This window comes from Thermosynechococcus sp., from assembly GCF_046299655.1.
Lineage (GTDB): Bacteria > Cyanobacteriota > Cyanobacteriia > Thermosynechococcales > Thermosynechococcaceae > Thermosynechococcus.
Genome location: NZ_JBKBHZ010000007.1, coordinates 114250 through 130783, shown reverse-complemented (window position 1 = coordinate 130783; position 16534 = coordinate 114250). Strand labels below are relative to the sequence as shown.

General features: G+C 54.6%; 16 protein-coding genes. 7 read left to right on the top strand and 9 right to left on the bottom strand.

Annotated features, from left to right (window positions below; genetic code table 11):
- The 7 genes from ACK4HN_RS06780 to nuoH form a co-directional block, all read right to left on the bottom strand.
- Window positions 1–404: Rpn family recombination-promoting nuclease/putative transposase (locus tag ACK4HN_RS06780; RefSeq protein WP_409877397.1), on the bottom strand; the 404-nt coding region annotated here is incomplete at its 3' end.
- A 106-nt stretch (window positions 405–510) separates the two neighbouring features.
- Window positions 511–1524: a DUF3326 domain-containing protein gene (locus tag ACK4HN_RS06775; RefSeq protein WP_409877396.1), complete on the bottom strand. Its 1014-nt coding sequence runs from the start codon at window positions 1522–1524 to the stop codon at window positions 511–513.
- A gap of 1 nt (window position 1525) precedes the next feature.
- Window positions 1526–2695 (bottom strand): HhoA/HhoB/HtrA family serine endopeptidase, encoded by a 1170-nt coding sequence (locus ACK4HN_RS06770; RefSeq protein ID WP_409877394.1) that lies wholly within the window; start codon window positions 2693–2695, stop codon window positions 1526–1528.
- Window positions 2696–2771: 76 nt separating this feature from the next.
- Window positions 2772–3077 carry an NADH-quinone oxidoreductase subunit NuoK gene (gene nuoK, locus ACK4HN_RS06765; protein ID WP_011056517.1) on the bottom strand — a complete coding sequence of 102 codons (306 nt, stop codon included), beginning with the start codon at window positions 3075–3077 and terminating at the stop codon, window positions 2772–2774.
- Window positions 3078–3086: 9 nt separating this feature from the next.
- Entirely contained in the window at window positions 3087–3689 is a 603-nt protein-coding gene (locus tag ACK4HN_RS06760) for an NADH-quinone oxidoreductase subunit J (protein WP_409870258.1), read from the bottom strand.
- A gap of 11 nt (window positions 3690–3700) precedes the next feature.
- Window positions 3701–4300 (bottom strand): NAD(P)H-quinone oxidoreductase subunit I, encoded by a 600-nt coding sequence (gene ndhI / locus ACK4HN_RS06755; protein ID WP_409870260.1) that lies wholly within the window; start codon window positions 4298–4300, stop codon window positions 3701–3703.
- A 29-nt stretch (window positions 4301–4329) separates the two neighbouring features.
- Window positions 4330–5448 carry an NADH-quinone oxidoreductase subunit NuoH gene (gene nuoH / locus ACK4HN_RS06750; protein WP_409870262.1) on the bottom strand — a complete coding sequence of 373 codons (1119 nt, stop codon included), beginning with the start codon at window positions 5446–5448 and terminating at the stop codon, window positions 4330–4332.
- Between the two features lie 189 nt (window positions 5449–5637).
- Here nuoH and ACK4HN_RS06745 point away from each other — a divergent pair, with 189 nt between their 5' ends.
- The 7 genes from ACK4HN_RS06745 (at window position 5638) to ACK4HN_RS06715 (ending at window position 14410) form a co-directional block, all read left to right on the top strand.
- The gene (locus ACK4HN_RS06745; protein ID WP_409877393.1) at window positions 5638–6951 is read left to right on the top strand and encodes a dihydroorotase; all 1314 of its coding nucleotides are present in this window, start codon (window positions 5638–5640) and stop codon (window positions 6949–6951) included.
- Between the two features lie 88 nt (window positions 6952–7039).
- On the top strand, window positions 7040–7996 hold the full coding sequence (locus tag ACK4HN_RS06740) for a UDP-glucuronic acid decarboxylase family protein (protein ID WP_409877399.1): 957 nt from the start codon (window positions 7040–7042) through the stop codon (window positions 7994–7996).
- 14 nt (window positions 7997–8010) lie between these two features.
- Window positions 8011–9390: a UDP-glucose dehydrogenase family protein gene (locus ACK4HN_RS06735; RefSeq protein ID WP_409877392.1), complete on the top strand. Its 1380-nt coding sequence runs from the start codon at window positions 8011–8013 to the stop codon at window positions 9388–9390.
- A gap of 2 nt (window positions 9391–9392) precedes the next feature.
- A complete protein-coding gene (locus ACK4HN_RS06730; RefSeq protein ID WP_409877390.1) occupies window positions 9393–10037 on the top strand; it encodes a ribonuclease HII in 645 nt (214 codons plus the stop codon).
- A 40-nt stretch (window positions 10038–10077) separates the two neighbouring features.
- Complete coding sequence (pheT, locus tag ACK4HN_RS06725; protein ID WP_409869487.1) at window positions 10078–12543, top strand: phenylalanine--tRNA ligase subunit beta; 2466 nt, start codon at window positions 10078–10080, stop codon at window positions 12541–12543.
- A gap of 9 nt (window positions 12544–12552) precedes the next feature.
- A complete protein-coding gene (gene bioB / locus ACK4HN_RS06720) occupies window positions 12553–13563 on the top strand; it encodes a biotin synthase BioB (RefSeq protein ID WP_409877389.1) in 1011 nt (336 codons plus the stop codon).
- Between the two features lie 58 nt (window positions 13564–13621).
- On the top strand, window positions 13622–14410 hold the full coding sequence (locus ACK4HN_RS06715; RefSeq protein WP_409877388.1) for an E3 ubiquitin ligase family protein: 789 nt from the start codon (window positions 13622–13624) through the stop codon (window positions 14408–14410).
- On the opposite strand, the gene rsmA is transcribed toward ACK4HN_RS06715, so the two are convergent.
- Together rsmA and eno are read right to left on the bottom strand one after the other, a co-directional pair.
- On the bottom strand, window positions 14345–15184 hold the full coding sequence (gene rsmA, locus ACK4HN_RS06710; protein ID WP_409877387.1) for a 16S rRNA (adenine(1518)-N(6)/adenine(1519)-N(6))-dimethyltransferase RsmA: 840 nt from the start codon (window positions 15182–15184) through the stop codon (window positions 14345–14347). The genes ACK4HN_RS06715 and rsmA overlap by 66 nt on opposite strands.
- Window positions 15185–16465 carry a phosphopyruvate hydratase gene (gene eno / locus ACK4HN_RS06705; protein ID WP_409869483.1) on the bottom strand — a complete coding sequence of 427 codons (1281 nt, stop codon included), beginning with the start codon at window positions 16463–16465 and terminating at the stop codon, window positions 15185–15187.
- Window positions 16466–16534: the final 69 nt, after the last annotated feature.

Here is a 16534-nt window from a genome sequence, read left to right as displayed (position 1 = left end):
GGCAACTGTTCTGGTGAGGGCAGCTCATTCAGATACACCCGCCGCAGGCGATCGCTCTGGATGAGAGGAACATAGGGAGTAATCTCTTTTTGCTCTGTCTGAGGGTCAGGGTAAATCACCACCGCCTGCCAATCGGAGAACCGATGGCGCTGCAGCCGCAGATACAGAAAAATCTCCGCAAAGAAGCGCTCATAGAAGGTGTTGTCCCGCTGAAACTGCACTTCGCAGAAATAGACCACTCCTGAGGGGTCGCGGGGCACAAAGACGCCATCAATGCGAAAGGTGGTTTCCTTGAGTTCAATCGAGTCAAAGTGGTAGCCCTCGGCACTGTCAATGCCCAGCAGGTCAAAGAAGCTCTGGGGCCACTGGGCAAAGAGTTGATAAAAGAGGGAGTCGCGGCGCATCAGCTAGGCAGAGCGATCGCTCCGAAATCAACTTTTTGGCGAGCGGTAGTAATCAATAGAGTCTATCCTCCTGCCCCTAATAAACGCACAGCAGGCAAGAATTTTTTCAGGTTGCTGTCGTAACTGTCTGCCAATGCACCCCCGCCTTCATTGCACTCAGCACGCCAATGGCTTCGGCATAGGACTGGCACGGAATCGTCTCTATCCCCAAATCGTCACCTGTGACATTGAGGGTTGTGGTATTATTAGCCACCGTTAGGATAGGGACACCCTGCTGAGCCAAGGCCAGAATTCCCCGTCCACCAAGGGCAGTGGCAGGCACAATCACGGCATCTACGTCCTGTCGCCACAGAGCCTGCAGGGCAGTTGAGCTATAGCGAGGAGCGCGACTCAACCCCACCAACACCGAGGGCAAAAAGGTGTAGCCAATTTCTTCAGCAAGGGCACGGGGATGTACAGTCTCCTCTAGGGGCAATGGTTGCAGGGCTGGGGCATGGGCTGCTGGAATCTGAAAGTGTTGGACAACTAAGTGACTAATGACCGCTTCTGCCCCGGCGAGGGGATCCACACCTTGGCCACTGCGATAGTGGTGCAGTGCGTCTGTGCTCGCATCATCGGGAAAGCGAGTAACGATCGCGATCGCCTCTGCCTGAGCCACTTGAATCAGTTTTTCTGCCGCCCGCAATAAACTGGCAGGATTCGCCACCGTACCCCATGTTGCGCCAGAGGCAGCAGTTTGCAACTGCACTCCCAAGGGTTCATCGGTAACAACAGGTTCAGTAATGGTTAAACCTAAGGTGGCAGAACAGGCCGCCGCTGCTTGACGATGGCGAAGTTGAAGATCTCCTTCAATCGCCGCATCTAATAATAGACCAATGCGATTTGGACGCGGTGGCAGCAATCCCCAACGGCCAACGGCAAATTCATCAAGGGCATAGCCTTCCACATACCAGACATTGGGCAGCGGCCAATAGAGCATTGCCCCATTGAGAACATTGGGATGGGTAATCAGGCGATCGCACACCTGCGCTAAGGCACGAACGACTGGAATCGCATCCCCTGCATAGCCGCCAATGGCAGCCCCAATGCCGGTGGGAATAATGAGAACTGCCGTCAGCACGTTAGCGACTAGCTTGGGCAGGGAGGGGCGCCGGCTGCACAGCCACAGTTAGCGTTTGGCTGCCACGGCGCACTTCCAGTTCCATGGTGCGACCAATGCCTATGCTTTCCACCATTTGCTGCACTTGATCCGCCTTGGTGATAGTTTGGCCATTGATGCGGCGGATGACGTCCCCAGGGCGCAGACCAGCGCGGGCGGCTGGCGAATTGGGCAGGACTTGGAAGATCAGCACACCGGAACTTTCCTGCACCCGCACGGGACTATTGGGATTGGCATTGAGACGTTGCTGCACTTCAGGCGTGAGATTGGCCATGCGAATGCCAAGGAAGGGGTGATCCACGCGACCATTGGCAATCAGTTGGTTGGCAATCCGTTGAGCTGTGTTGATGGGAATCGCAAATCCCAAGCCTTGGGCACCACCAATGATCGCGGTATTCATCCCAATCACTTCTCCCCGTTGATTCAACAGAGGACCGCCCGAGTTACCCGGGTTAATCGCCGCATCGGTTTGAATGAAGCCCACTCGCTTATCGGGTACACCAATATCGCCGCTGGAGCGGCCTGTAGCACTAATAATTCCCGCAGTCACTGTATTATCCAAGCCTAGGGGGTTACCGATGGCGATCGCCCATTCACCAGGGCGCAAATTATCGGAATTGCCAAGGCGCACCACCGGTAAATTGTTGGCATTCACCTTGACTACGGCCACATCAGTCAGACGATCTTGACCGAGAACTTGACCCTCAAACGTGCGGCCATCCTTAAGGGTTACTCGCACTCGGTTTGCACCATCCACCACGTGGGCATTGGTGAGGATCAAGCCATCACTGCTAATAATAAAACCCGATCCCAACCCCCGTTCCTCGCGACTGGGGGGAGGCATCATTGGCCCAAAAAATTCCTGAAAGAAGGGGTCATTAAAAATGGCCGGTACACGGGTTTGTACCGTACGGGAAGCATCAATCCGCACCACTGCAGGTCCTACTTGCTCAACAGCACGGGCAATAAAATTAATGTCATTTCCCGCGGGCAGTGGTGCCGGTAACTGCGCCAAGCTGGGGGTCACTAAGGGCGTTGACGTGGGCATTAGGTGGGTAGCAAACATGGCAGCGGCCGCCCCCAATGCCATCAACGACAGATAGGTGACCGATTTACCAAGACGCACTGTCATAGGTGATTGCCCCTTTGCTGACACGAGTTCTCGAAAAATAGACGGCAATTGAAGGAGGCAAGTTCCTGTTTTTAGCCTACCATTTCAGAAGATTGAATTTCTCCATGTCAACAGTGTCACGGTTGCGATAGATGGCCAAAATAATGGCTAAGCCTACGGCTGCTTCTGCCGCCGCCACAGTAATCACAAACACGGCAAAGACTTGCCCCTTAATTTGCTGGCCATCCAGATAATTAGCAAAACCAATCAGGTTGAGGTTGACAGCATTTAGGAGCAGTTCAATAGACATGAGCACCCGTACGGCATTGCGACTAGTAACTAAGCCATAAATGCCAATACAAAACAGCAGTGCTGCCAAGATCAAAACATAGGTTAGCTGCATCGTCTTCCCCTACTTCTCAGACAAGGCTACAGGTTCACGGGGACGTTCCGGTAACTCCAAGGGGGGAACTACCTCTTCCCCTAGAGTGGGTTCAGGTTCCAAAACCAGTTCGCGGCGGGCGAGCACCACTGCCCCAATCAAGGCCATCAGCAGCAAGACTGAGGCCAATTCAAAGGGCAAGAGAAAATCGCTAAAAAAGTGCTGACCAATGGTGGTAATACTGTCGGTGGTAGGAGGCAGCGAGCTAACTTGCCAAGGGGTTTGCAAAATCATCTTTGTCAGCAGGGCAAAAACCCCTAGGGAAACCACTGCAGCGCCCCCCTGACGCAGCCATCGGCCCGGCACTGGGGTATAGGCCTCGCGCTTATTGACGAGCATGATCGCAAAGAGGATGAGAACGTTCACCGCCCCCACATAGATGAGAATTTGAGCCGCTGAAACAAAGTCAGCATTCAGGAGGATGTACAGCCCAGAGATACTCAGAAACACCCCCCCCAGCAGAAAAGCAGAATAGACAACATTGTTCAGGAGCACAACACCAAGGGCAGCAACAATCACGGCACCCGCCAAGGCAAAGAAAGTAATCGTTTGGGTCAAGGTGGCTAAATCCACAGCAACAACTCCTAATTCTCAGATGATTCAGATGATTCAGTGGGGTTGGCGATCGCCTCTGGACGCTCTCCCGCCCGTTGGGCACCCGCCGGCAAATCATGGCCCGACATGACCCCAGCCGGCAGGTAGGCAAACTCGCGGATCGGGGTCACCATTGGGTCTTGGGTCACTTTGTAGGGAATGCGACCCATCGCCACATTGTCGTAGTTCAACTCATGGCGATCGTAGGTGGCTAGTTCGTATTCCTCTGTTACCGAGAGGCAGTTGGTGGGGCAGTATTCCACACAGTTGGCACAGAAGATGCACACGCCGAAATCAATGCTGTAGTGCTTCAGTTCTTTCTTCTTGATCTCTTTGTTGAAGACCCAATCCACTACCGGCAGGTTAATGGGGCAGACGCGCACACACACTTCACAGGCAATACACTTGTCAAACTCAAAGTGAATCCGCCCCCGAAACCGTTCTGAGGGAATAAGTTTCTCGTAGGGATACTGCACAGTGATTGGTCGCCGCCGCATGTGATCAAAGGTCACCGATAGACCTTGACCAATGTACTTGGCAGATTGCACTGCCCCCTTGGCATAGTTGGTAATCTGCTTGAGGAATTTCATCGTATCACCTCATAGAAGTGGGGAGTTTCTTAACCGCCAAAGGCCATGGGAAAGGCGAGCTTCAAACCTGCTGTCAGCAGCAAGTTCACTAGACCCACGGGCAGGAGGAATTTCCAACCTAGGTCTAGGAGTTGGTCAATGCGCACACGGGGAACTGTCCAGCGCAACAAAATGGCCAAAAAGACAAAGAAGTAGGCTTTAATTAGGGTCATGGTGATGCCCACTACCGCAAAGGCAATCTGCAAAAAGGGATTGGTTTCGGGAATGCCAAGGAGACTGGCAATGGTCTCTAAGGGGATGGGGAAGCTCCAACCACCAAAGTAGAGAACACTCACCAAGAGCGCCGAAAGCACAAGGTTGACATAAGCACCAAGGTAAAAGAGGGCAAACTTCATGCCCGCGTACTCCGTTTGGTAGCCCGCTACGAGTTCTTCCTCAGCTTCCGGCAAGTCAAAGGGCAGGCGCTCGCACTCGGCCAAAGCTGCAATCCAAAAGATTAAAAAGCCAATGGGCTGCCGCCAGACGTTCCAACTGAGGATGCCGTACTCCGACTGCTGCTCAACAATTTCCACTGTGCCTAAGCCATTGGACATCATGGCTACGGCTAAGACTGCCAAGGCAAGGGGAATCTCATAGCTAATGGATTGTGCTGCTGCCCGCAGTCCCCCCAGCAGGGAGTATTTGTTGTTGGAGGCATAACCCGACATCAGCAGGCCAATGGGCGCAATACTGGACAGGGCAATCCAGAGAAAGACCCCCATCGCCAAGTTGGAGATCAGCAGGTTTTGGCCAAAGGGGACAATAATGTAGGACAAAAAGACGGGAATCACGACCACCGCTGGACCGAGGGTAAACAGCCAGGGATCCGTATTCGCAGGCAGAACATCTTCCTTAAAAATCAGTTTGAGGCCGTCGGCCAAGGGGGCCAAAATTCCCAATGGGCCAATGTACTCTGGGCCAATACGCTGTTGCACAGCGGCAGAAATTTTCCGTTCTAGCCAAACAGCCACCAGTACGCCCACAGTAGCCACAATGAGCATCATTAACATGGGCAGGGGCAGCCATAGCAGCTTGGCCACATCATGGGAAAAACCCAGAGATTGCAATGCCCTAATAAACTGCCCTTGTAAGTCAATACCAGATTCCATAGGGATTCAACTGCGCCCCACCGACAGACACGCTCTACAGTATAAGGGTTTTATTTCCGTTGCGAAGATAGAGTTGGGGCAAATTTTTATACCACAGGTATTACAGATGTTTATAGTTTATACTTTGTGGCTTTGGGTCTCAGATGTCAGTAGGATCAAGGGAGAGAGCCAATTTTGAAGGAGAACAGGGTGGCGATCGCAATCCAAAATGCGGTGATTTGTACCCCAGAGGGAGAACTGCGTCAACAACAGGTGCGCCTAGAGGGCGATCGCATTGCGGAAGTGGCAGAGACCGTCACCGTGAACCCCGGCGATACGGTGATTGATGCAACGGGCTTAACCCTCCTGCCAGGCGTTATTGACCCACAAGTGCATTTTCGTGAACCAGGTCTAGAGCACAAAGAAGATCTCTTTACCGCCAGTTGTGCCTGTGCTAAGGGGGGCGTTACCAGCTTTTTGGAAATGCCCAATACCCGTCCCCTGACGATTGATCAGGCTAGTCTCGATGATAAACTCGCCCGCGCTGCCGCCAAATGTGTGGTTAATTATGGCTTTTTCATTGGCGCCACTAAGGAGAACCTTGCCCTCCTCAACACCGTTCATCCCGTCTGTGGCATCAAGATTTTCATGGGGTCAATGCACGGCCCCCTACTGGTGGATGAAGAACCCATTCTAGACCGCATCTTTAGGGAGGGGAAACGCCTCATTGCCGTCCATGCCGAAGATCAAGGGCGGATCCGCGCCCGTCGCGAACAATTTGCCGGCATGACTGATGTCGCCGTGCACTCGCAAATTCAAGACGAGATCGCTGCCCTCAATGCCACCCAGTTAGCAGTGAAGCTCTCCCGTCAATACGAACGCCGCCTGCACATTCTCCATCTTTCTACAGGCATTGAAGTGGACTTTCTGCGCGAGCACAAGCTCCCTTGGATCACGGTAGAAGTTACCCCCCAGCACCTATTGCTGACCACAGAGGCCTACGCCAAAATTGGCTCCCTTGCCCAAATGAACCCACCCCTACGCACCGCTGTGGACAATGAAAAACTTTGGCAAGGACTATTGGATGGGGTGATTGATTTTATTGCCACCGATCATGCCCCCCACACCTTAGAGGAAAAGGCGCAGCCCTATCCCCAAAGCCCCTCCGGCATGCCGGGGGTGGAAACCGCTTTGCCCCTGATGTTGACCCAAGCCATGGCGGGTCGCTGTACAGTGCCGCAAGTGGTGCGTTGGATGTCCACTGCCGTTGCTGCGGCCTACGCCATTCCCAATAAAGGGAAAATTGCCCCCGGTTACGATGCTGACCTTGTTCTTGTGGATTTGCAGACCTATCGCCCCGTACGCCGTGAGGAATTGCTGACTAAGTGTGGCTGGAGTCCCTTTGAGGGCTGGTCATTGACGGGGTGGCCGGTGTACACCTTTGTGAATGGGGAGATCGTTTTTAGCCAAGGGCGGGTGAATTCCAACGTGCGCGGACGTGCGCTGAAGTTTAGCTGGGACTAGGCGATCGCCCGCTGAAATCGGAAAGTGCTAGCCTCCCAACGACTTGTGCTAATCTGAGGCAGAGATATAGCGTATGTTAAGCACAACAATGCGTATTCTGGTGACGGGCGGTGCCGGCTTTATTGGTTCCCATCTTGTTGATCGGCTGATGGAAGCGGGTCATGAGGTCATTTGCCTAGACAACTACTTTACGGGCACAAAGCGCAATGTTCTGCGCTGGATGGGTCACCCCAACTTTGAACTCATCCGCCACGACATCACCGATCCAATTCGCCTTGAGGTGGATCAAATCTATCACTTGGCCTGCCCTGCCTCCCCCGTTCACTACCAATACAACCCCGTCAAAACCATTAAAACCAATGTCATAGGCACTCTCCACATGCTGGGGTTGGCCAAACGCGTGAAGGCACGGTTTCTCCTTGCCTCCACCTCGGAAGTCTATGGCGACCCGCTGGTGCATCCCCAATCTGAGTCCTACTGGGGGAATGTCAACCCCATTGGCATCCGCTCCTGCTACGACGAAGGCAAGCGGGTAGCAGAGACCCTCACCTTTGACTACCACCGCCAAAATAATGTGGATGTTCGGGTGGCACGGATTTTTAATACCTATGGCCCGAAAATGCAAATCAATGATGGCCGAGTGGTCAGCAATTTTATTGTCCAAGCCTTGCAGGGCATGCCCCTTACCGTCTATGGGGATGGCTCGCAAACCCGCAGTTTCTGCTATGTCAGCGATTTGGTGGAAGGCTTGATTCGGCTGATGAATAGCGACTACATCGGCCCGGTGAATCTGGGCAACCCCGATGAGTACACGGTGTTGGAGCTAGCCCAAAAAATCCAAGCCCTGATCAATCCGGGGGTGGAAATCCAGTTTAAGCCCCTGCCCAGTGATGACCCGCAGCGCCGTCGTCCCGACATTACTGTTGCCCGCACAGTTTTGAACTGGCAACCGACCGTACCTCTTTTAGAGGGGCTTCAGCGGACGATTCCAGACTTTGCGGAGCGGCTGGGTGTGTCCTATACCCCGATGATGGTGGAAGTTTAGGGAGAGCATTGGCAATGCGGGTATGTGTGATCGGCACCGGCTATGTGGGCTTGGTGACGGGAGTGTGCTTGGCGCATATTGGCCATGAGGTGATTTGCATTGACAACAATACTGATAAAGTCAAACTGCTCCAGCAGGGGGAATCCCCAATTTATGAACCAGGATTAACTGACCTGCTGCGCAGTACCATTGCCAGTGGTCACATTCAGTTCAGCAGTGATTTGGGCGCTGGGGTAGAGTTTGGTGAAGTGCTCTTTATTGCGGTCGGCACACCGGCGCTGCCCAATGGCGAAACCGATACCCGCTATGTAGAAGCCGTTGCCCGGGGCATTGGCGCCCATTTAAATCAAGGGTACAAGGTGATTGTCAATAAGTCCACAGTGCCCATTGGCTCAGGGGACTGGGTGCGAATGATTATTCTCGATGGTGTGGTTGAGCGCGAACCCGATTTAGCCGCTGCTATTAAAGCGGGAGCAACCCATCCGCCCCTAGACTTTGATGTGGTGAGCAACCCTGAATTTCTGCGGGAAGGTTCGGCGGTCTATGACACCTTCAATCCCGATCGCATTGTTTTGGGCAGTAGTAGCCGCAAGGCCATTGAAATCATGCAGGAACTTTATGCACCGATCATTGAGCGCAAGTACGCCGTTGATCCCACCTTGCCCCCTGTGCCCGTTTTGGTGACGGATCTCAGTTCGGCAGAAATGATTAAGTATGCTGCCAATGCCTTTTTAGCCACTAAAATCAGCTTCATTAACGAAATTGCCAACATTTGCGATCGCGTGGGCGCAGATGTGGTGCAAGTGGCCAAGGGCATTGGCCTAGATTCCCGCATTGGCGAGAAGTTTCTGCAAGCGGGCTTGGGCTGGGGGGGGTCCTGTTTTCCCAAGGATGTTTCGGCCTTAATCCACACCGCTGGGGACTACGGCTACGATGCCCAGTTGCTCAAAGCAGCCGTTCAGGTCAACCAGCGGCAACGCTTTGTTGTCATTGAAAAACTGCAACAGGTGCTAAAAATCCTCAAGGGTAAAACCATTGGCCTTTTGGGATTAACGTTTAAGCCCAACACCGATGATCTGCGGGATGCCCCTGCCCTTTATTTGATTGAGGAATTGCATCGTTTGGGCGCCAAGGTCAAAGCCTATGACCCCCTTGTGTCCCAGTCGGGGCTGCGATCCGGCCTTTCCCATGTGATTGTGGAAACGGATCTGCTGCACCTCGCTGATGGCTGTGATGCGCTGGTGCTGGTGACGGACTGGCCGCAGTTCCAAGAGGTGGATTATGGGGCATTGGCACAGAAGATGCATCAACCTGTAATCATTGACGGTCGCAACTTCTTGAACCGCCAGCAGCTAGAGACATTGGGCTTCCGCTACGTAGGCATTGGCCACTAGGCATGGAACCACCTAGCCTGATCTATGAGCAAGCCTACTGGCAACAGGGCTATTGTCGCGTTGTCGGTGTGGATGAAGTGGGTCGGGGTTGTTTGGCAGGGCCAGTGGTGGCAGCCGCCGTAATTTTGCCGGTGGACTGTGTTCCCCTTGCAGAGGTGCGGGATTCCAAGCAGTTGAATCCCCGCCAGCGATCGCGCCTCTTTACCGAGATTGCCAAGCAAGCGATCGCCATTGGCATTGGCAGTGCCAGTGTGGCAGAAATTGATCAGGTGAATATTCTGCAGGCCACCTACCGAGCAATGGCGCGGGCCTTGGCGCGGGTTGCCCCTTGGGATCATGCCCTCATTGATGGCAAATTGACGAAAACAGCCCCCTTTGAAAGGGTAACTGCTATTGTCGGCGGCGATCGCCACAGCTACAGTATTGCCTGTGCTTCCATTATTGCCAAAGTACGGCGCGATCGCTTCATGGCACGCCTAGCTCGTCGTTATCCGCAGTATGGCTGGGAACGCAATGTGGGCTACAGCACTCCCCAACACCGTCAAGCCCTTGCTCAGTACGGCCTTACCCCTTGGCATCGGCGATCGTTCTTGAAATCCTTGCTGCATCCCAACTCACCCTTGTGTAACGCCCTCCTAGGAGAGTAGGCTGAAGAATGGCAAAGTATGACGTTTTGTTGAGGATTCCATGCGGGTTTCCCTTCGCTGGCTACGGGAATTGGTGGCGGTTGATCTGGAGGTTGCCACTTTAGCCGATCGCCTGACCATGGCGGGGTTTGAAGTGGAAGAAATTGAAGATCGGCGCACATGGGCACAAGGGGTTGTGGTGGGTCATATTTTGGCCTGTGAACCCCATCCCAACGCCCAAAAATTACGGGTTTGCCAAGTGGATGTCGGTCAAGGGGAACCCCGCACCATTGTTTGTGGCGCCCCCAATGCCGCAGCCGGTTTGTACGTGCCCGTTGCTCTACCGGGGGCCTATTTGGCAAAAATTGATTTGAAAATTCGACCGACAAAACTGCGGGGTGTGAAGTCTGAGGGCATGATCTGCTCCCTTGCAGAATTGGGGCTAGCCAAGGAATCTGAGGGCATTCACACATTTGCTGATGGGGTAACAGTGGGGGAAGATGTCCGTCCCCTTCTCGGTTTGGATGATGTCATTTTGCACTTGACCTCCACCGCCAACCGTGCGGATGCCCTAAGTATGGTGGGCATTGCCCGTGAAGTAGCTGCACTCACTGGTGCTCCCCTGATGCTCCCCACCCCAAAGGCGATCGCCCCCAAAAAGTCCCGTGCTAAGGCGCCTGTACAACTAGCGATCGCTGACTCGCAGGCCTGTCCCGCCTACTGTGGCACACTGATCACTAATGTCCAGATTGCCCCTTCGCCCGCTTGGCTTCAGCAACGTTTAGAAGCGGCGGGTTTGCGTTCCATCAATAATGTGGTGGACATTACCAACTACATCCTGCTGAAGTGGGGGCAGCCCCTCCATGCCTTTGATTGGGATCGCTTGCAGCGGGTGGCTGCCCAAACGCCCGTCAGCATCGGTGTGCGTTTTGCCAAGGCCGGGGAAACCCTGAAAACTCTCGATGGTGAGCAGCGGCTGCTGAGTGCCGACAATCTCCTAATTACCGCTGGGGATGTGCCCGTTGCCCTTGCGGGGGTCATGGGGGGCGAAGAAACTGAGGTTTATGAGGGTACGCAGACTGTCTTCCTGGAGGCGGCGCTCTTTGCCAGTCCAGTGATTCGGCGCTCGGCTCGTGCCCAAGGATTACGCACGGAAGCTTCGGCTCGCTATGAGCGGGGGGTGAACCCCGCAGAACTAGAGGCGGCCACTGCTGAGGCGATCGCCCTATTGACTGAGGTGGCTCAAGGGACAGTGACCTACACAACATTAGTGGATCAGCGTCCGCCCCTCGAACGTACCCTCACGCTACGACTGGAACAAGTGCATCGGCTTTTGGGAGCCGTAGTTGCTGATGAGGCGGAGAGCGATGAACTCCCCTATTTAGATTCAGAGACCGTTGAAGAGCTACTCAGCCGCCTTGGCTTTCACCTCAGCCGTCAAGAAACCTTTGAGAACGACTTCGTGGTGTGGTCGGTGACAGTGCCTCCCTACCGCTTCCGGGATATTGAGCGGGAGGTGGATCTCATTGAGGAGATTGCGCGGCTCTACGGCTACGACCGCTTTGAGGAAACCTTGCCGGCGCAAGCTGAGGTAGGGGGACTGCCCCTTGAGCTGAGCCTGCTGCGGGAGTTACGGGCGGCCTTTCGCGGCGCGGGGCTGACGGAATTAATGCACTATTCTTGGGTAAAAGGTGGCCAGCCGAACCAAGTGACCGTTGTGAATCCTCTAGTAGCCGAGTTTTCTTCGCTGCGTACGGATCTAATTACGGGTCTAGTGCAGGCCTTCCGCTACAACCAAGAACAGGGGAATCCGCCCCTCAATGGCTTTGAAATTGGCCGAGTCTTTGGTCAAGATGAGGAGGGGTTGTGGGAAAGCGATCGCCTTGGGGGCATCATCGGTGGTGATCCGTGGCAAGGCAAATGGGTGCGCCGCTCGCAACAGGCCCAACCCCTCACCTGGTATGAAGCCAAGGGCATTTTGGAGAGTGTCCTGCAGCGGTTTGGTCTGCAAGTGGAATATCAAAGCGATCGCCAAGACGAACGGTTGCATCCGGGGCGGACGGCAGTGCTGTGTCTAAATGGGGAACGCCTTGGCATCTTTGGCCAGTTACACCCGCAGTATGCTGCCACCTTAGAATTACCGGCGGCGGTTTACGTGTTTGAACTGGACTTAGAGGTTCTCCTTGCTTGCCTTGCTGAACGCTATCGCCAGATTACCTTTCAGCCCTTTTCTACTTATCCTGCCAGCGATCGCGACCTTGCCTTCTTTGCGCCAGTGGAGCTGACGGTGGCCGAACTCAGCCGCACCATTTGGAAAGCCGCTGGCGGACGGAACTCCCTCCTTGAGAGTGTTGAAGTCTTCGATGAATACAGAGGTAGCGGTGTTCCTGCCGGGCAGCGCAGTTTGGCCTTTCGTCTGCGGTACCGCGCCAGCGATCGCACCCTCACCGAGGCCGAGGTGAATGAATTACATCAGCGCATTCGCGATAGCCTTGTGGAAAAATATGCTGTTACGCTCCGTAGCTAAGAAAGACCCATGAGCACAGTGTTGACGACTGATTGGCAGTGCCTTGCCGATTTAGCCCTTGCCGATGAATGCCTCAGCCGCGATCAAGCGCGGGCAGTGTTACAAGCCCCAGACACTGAACTGCTCAATCAGCTGGCGGCGGCCTACCGCGTGCGCTATCACTACTGGGGGAATCGGGTACGGCTGCACTATCTCCTCAATGCCCAAAGTGGTCTATGTCCAGAGGATTGCCACTACTGCTCCCAATCGAAAATCTCCACCGCTGAGATTGAAAAGTATCCCCTGCTTTCCCAAGAGAAAATTCTGGCAGCAGCCGAGCGCGCGGCTCAACTCAAGGCGGGTACGTTTTGCATGGTGATTTCCGGGCGATCGCCGAGTGAAAAGGTCTTTGAGCAGGTGCTGGCTGCAATTCGGGCAGTAAAGGAACGCTATCCTTTGAAAATCTGTGCTTGCCTAGGCTTACTCACCGCTGAACAAACAGCACGGCTGGCGGCAGCGGGCGTGGATCGGGTGAATCACAACCTGAATACGTCGGAAAACTTCCACGGCAACATTTGCACCACCCACACCTTTAGCGATCGCGAGCAGACATTGGCCAATATCCAAGCCGCTGGCATTCCCACCTGCTCTGGGGGCATTTTGGGCATGGGGGAATCCGATGACGATGTGATTGATCTTGCCCTCGCGCTACGGCAGCGGCAGGTGACCAGTGTACCGGTGAACTTTTTGATTCCCATTCTGGGAACCCCCCTTGGCCAACAGCACAACCTGAATCCGCGGCACTGTTTACGCATTCTTGTGCTCTTTCGGCTGCTGTTGCCGCGTCAAGAGATCCGCATTGCCGGTGGCCGCGAAGTGCATCTGCGATCGCTCCAACCCCTTGGTCTGTATGCAGCTAACTCCATTTTTGTTGGCGATTATCTAACGACCCCCGGCCAAGCCCCTCACCAAGACTGGCAGATGATTGCCGATGCGGGCTTTGTCCTTGAAGACCCCGCAGGGCGGGCGATCGCTCCATAACCTCTACGATGCCCATTGCTAAGCTGGGGATAGAGGCACTACTGTTGCGGAGCTTCCGATGGGCGTTTTGGGTGGCTTTTTGTTAATTGTTGCGATCGCGCTCTTTTTGGTGCAGCGCCACCATCGCCTGAAGCTCCGTAGCCTCAAGCTAGCCACGTCATCCACCACAGCCGATCTCCACTATCTCCAACAGCAGGTGGCTCAAGAAATTGGCAGTGGCAGCCTGCGGGAATATGTGAAGGTCTGTGGCCAAATTGTGGCGGATCAACCCTTGATCTCCGCGCTGAAGCAAGTGCCCTGTGTCCACTACCGCATGCGTGTTAGTCGCGAATACGAAGAAGATGTGTCTGAAACCGATAGTGAAGGCCACACCCGCTGGCGTACCGAGCGTCGCTCCACCACCATTAGCAGCAATAGCCAGACCATTCCCTTCCGTCTGCGCGATCGCTACGGCGAGATTGAAGTGGATCCCCGTGGGGCTGACATTGAAACGATCCAAGTCCTCGATGAATTTCGACCCGCCAATAACACTGCCCGCCTTGCCTTTGGTAGCTTTCAGGTGAATGTCGGCAGTCTCACCTTTGGCAGTGGGAATACCATTGGTTATCGCTATCAGGAATGGATTACACCCGTGGATCGGCAGGTGTTGGTGGTGGGGATGGCCAGCGATGAAACAGGCACGCTGCGCATTGAACGTCCCGCTGCTAAGGGGCAACAGTTCTTTGTTTCCCTGAAATCAGAAGACAGACTCACTCAGGACATCCGGCGTGCCCTCCTCTATTCAACCCTTGGGACTGCCGCCTGCAGCGGGCTGGGGATCCTCTTGATCTTGCTGGCGTTGTTGTAGCACCTCACTGAGGGCGAGCCAGTCTTCGAGACTGAGGGCTTCGGCACGGCTATTGACATCTCGCCCCAACTGACGCAAGGCTTGGCGCACTTGATCCGGTTCCACGAGGGACTTGAGGGCATTGGCAAGCATTTTGCGGCGCGTGGCAAAGCCCTGTTTAAGGAGCGTTTCTAACCATTGGGGCGATCGCACCTTGGGCAACGTTGCGTAGGGTCGCAGACAAATCACCACAGAATCCACCTGGGGGGGCGGCTGAAAGGCATGGGGAGGCACCGCACACACCTTTTCACAGGTGGCGAGAAATTGTACCCGCACAGAAAGGGCACCATAGGCCTTGCTACCGGGAGCTGCCATCAGGCGATCGCCAATTTCTTTTTGCACCAGCAGAATCAACCGCTCAAAAGCTGGCCGCCGCGGCCGGGAAATTGTGCCCAGCAGATGGACCAGCAGAGGTCCCGTAATGTTGTAGGGGATATTGGCCACCACCTTGTTGCACCCCAAGGGGGCTAGGTCTAGCTGCAGGATATCCCCCGCAATCAACTGAAACCGCTCATCCCTAAACTGCCGTTGCAACTGACCACAGAGATCTCGATCCAGTTCAACGGCCACGACCTCAGCACCACTGGCTAGGAGGGGGCGAGTGAGGGCGCCCCGACCGGGGCCAATTTCTAGGACGCGATCGCCCGCGTGCAGTTCAGCCGCTGCGATAATCTGAGCTAAAACCGATTCGCTGCGCAGCCAGTGCTGGCCAAACCGTTTGCGGGCACGACTCACCTAGCGCGGCCCCAAGCCCACCGTAGGCGCATAGACCGCCTGATCCCCGAGTTCTGCTTCAATGCGCAGTAGGCGATTATACTTGGCCACCCGTTCACTGCGACAAAGGGAACCAGTTTTAATTTGACCGGCACGAGTCGCCACCGCCAGATCCGCAATCGTCGTGTCTTCGGTTTCCCCAGAGCGGTGGCTAATCACTGAGCGGTAGCCTTTGCGGGTGGCTAGATCAATGGTTTGCAGGGTTTCGGTTAAGGAGCCAATCTGATTGAGCTTAATCAAGATAGCATTGGCCACGCCATTATCAATCCCCCGTTGCAAGCGCTTGGGATTGGTAACAAACAGGTCATCCCCCACCAGTTGAATGCGCCCGCCAAGGGTTTCGGTCAAGAGTGCCCAGTTGTCCCAGTCCTCCTCCTGCAATCCATCCTCAATCGAAACAATGGGATAATTGCTCACCAGTTCCTCGTAGTAGCGGATTAACTCAGGGCCGCTGCGGCTGGCATGATCAAACACATATTTGCCGTCTTCATAAAATTCATTGGCGGCGACATCGAGGGCGAGGGCAACATCTGTGCCGGGGGTGTAACCTGCTGTCTCAATGGCCTGAAGCAAAATATCCAAGGCCGCTTGGTTGGAATCAAGGTTAGGCGCAAAGCCCCCTTCATCCCCCACTCCTGTCAGCAAACCCTTATCGGCAAGCACCTTACGCAAAGCCGCAAATACTTCTGCTCCCCAGCGCAGTCCCTCCCGAAAACTAGGGGCACCAATGGGCATGATCATGAATTCTTGAAAGTCAATGTTGTTGGCCGCATGGGCACCGCCATTAATGACATTCATCATGGGTACAGGCAGTACATTGGCCAGAGGCCCTCCCAAGTAGCGGTAGAGGGGTTGACCGAGGTATTCGGCTGCGGCTTTAGCCGTGGCAAGGGAAACCGCCAAAATGGCATTGGCACCGAGGTTGGATTTGTTCTCACTGCCATCCAGTTCTAGGAGGCGCTGGTCAATGGCCGTTTGATCAAGGGCGTTGAGATCTACAAGGGCACTGAGAATCGTGGTTTCAATATTTTCAACGGCGGTGAGGACACCTTTGCCACCATAGCGTTTGGGATCGCCGTCTCGCAGTTCATGGGCTTCAAAACTCCCCGTTGAGGCACCACTGGGGACTTGAGCCAGCCCGACAACGCCGCACTCTAGTTCAACTTCTGCTTCTACCGTGGGACGCCCCCGCGAGTCGAGAATTTCGCGGGCACGAATCGCTGCGATCGCTGTATCCATCATCTGTTTATCCTCAATATGCAGCTAGATTGTACGATAGATGCCCGATAAAACTGAAATGGCTTAAGGATG

Bases quoted from the DNA above. Each gene is read 5' to 3' on its own strand.
- ACK4HN_RS06770 (WP_409877394.1), bottom strand. From the start codon at position 2,695: ATGACAGTGCGTCTTGGTAAATCGGTCACCTATCTGTCGTTGATGGCA.
- nuoK (WP_011056517.1), bottom strand. From the start codon at position 3,077: ATGCAGCTAACCTATGTTTTGATCTTGGCAGCACTGCTGTTTTGTATT.
- ndhI (WP_409870260.1), bottom strand. From the start codon at position 4,300: ATGAAATTCCTCAAGCAGATTACCAACTATGCCAAGGGGGCAGTGCAA.
- nuoH (WP_409870262.1), bottom strand. From the start codon at position 5,448: ATGGAATCTGGTATTGACTTACAAGGGCAGTTTATTAGGGCATTGCAA.
- ACK4HN_RS06740 (WP_409877399.1), top strand. From the start codon at position 7,040: ATGCGTATTCTGGTGACGGGCGGTGCCGGCTTTATTGGTTCCCATCTT.
- ACK4HN_RS06735 (WP_409877392.1), top strand. From the start codon at position 8,011: ATGCGGGTATGTGTGATCGGCACCGGCTATGTGGGCTTGGTGACGGGA.
- ACK4HN_RS06730 (WP_409877390.1), top strand. From the start codon at position 9,393: ATGGAACCACCTAGCCTGATCTATGAGCAAGCCTACTGGCAACAGGGC.
- pheT (WP_409869487.1), top strand. From the start codon at position 10,078: ATGCGGGTTTCCCTTCGCTGGCTACGGGAATTGGTGGCGGTTGATCTG.
- bioB (WP_409877389.1), top strand. From the start codon at position 12,553: ATGAGCACAGTGTTGACGACTGATTGGCAGTGCCTTGCCGATTTAGCC.
- ACK4HN_RS06715 (WP_409877388.1), top strand. From the start codon at position 13,622: ATGGGCGTTTTGGGTGGCTTTTTGTTAATTGTTGCGATCGCGCTCTTT.
- eno (WP_409869483.1), bottom strand. From the start codon at position 16,465: ATGATGGATACAGCGATCGCAGCGATTCGTGCCCGCGAAATTCTCGAC.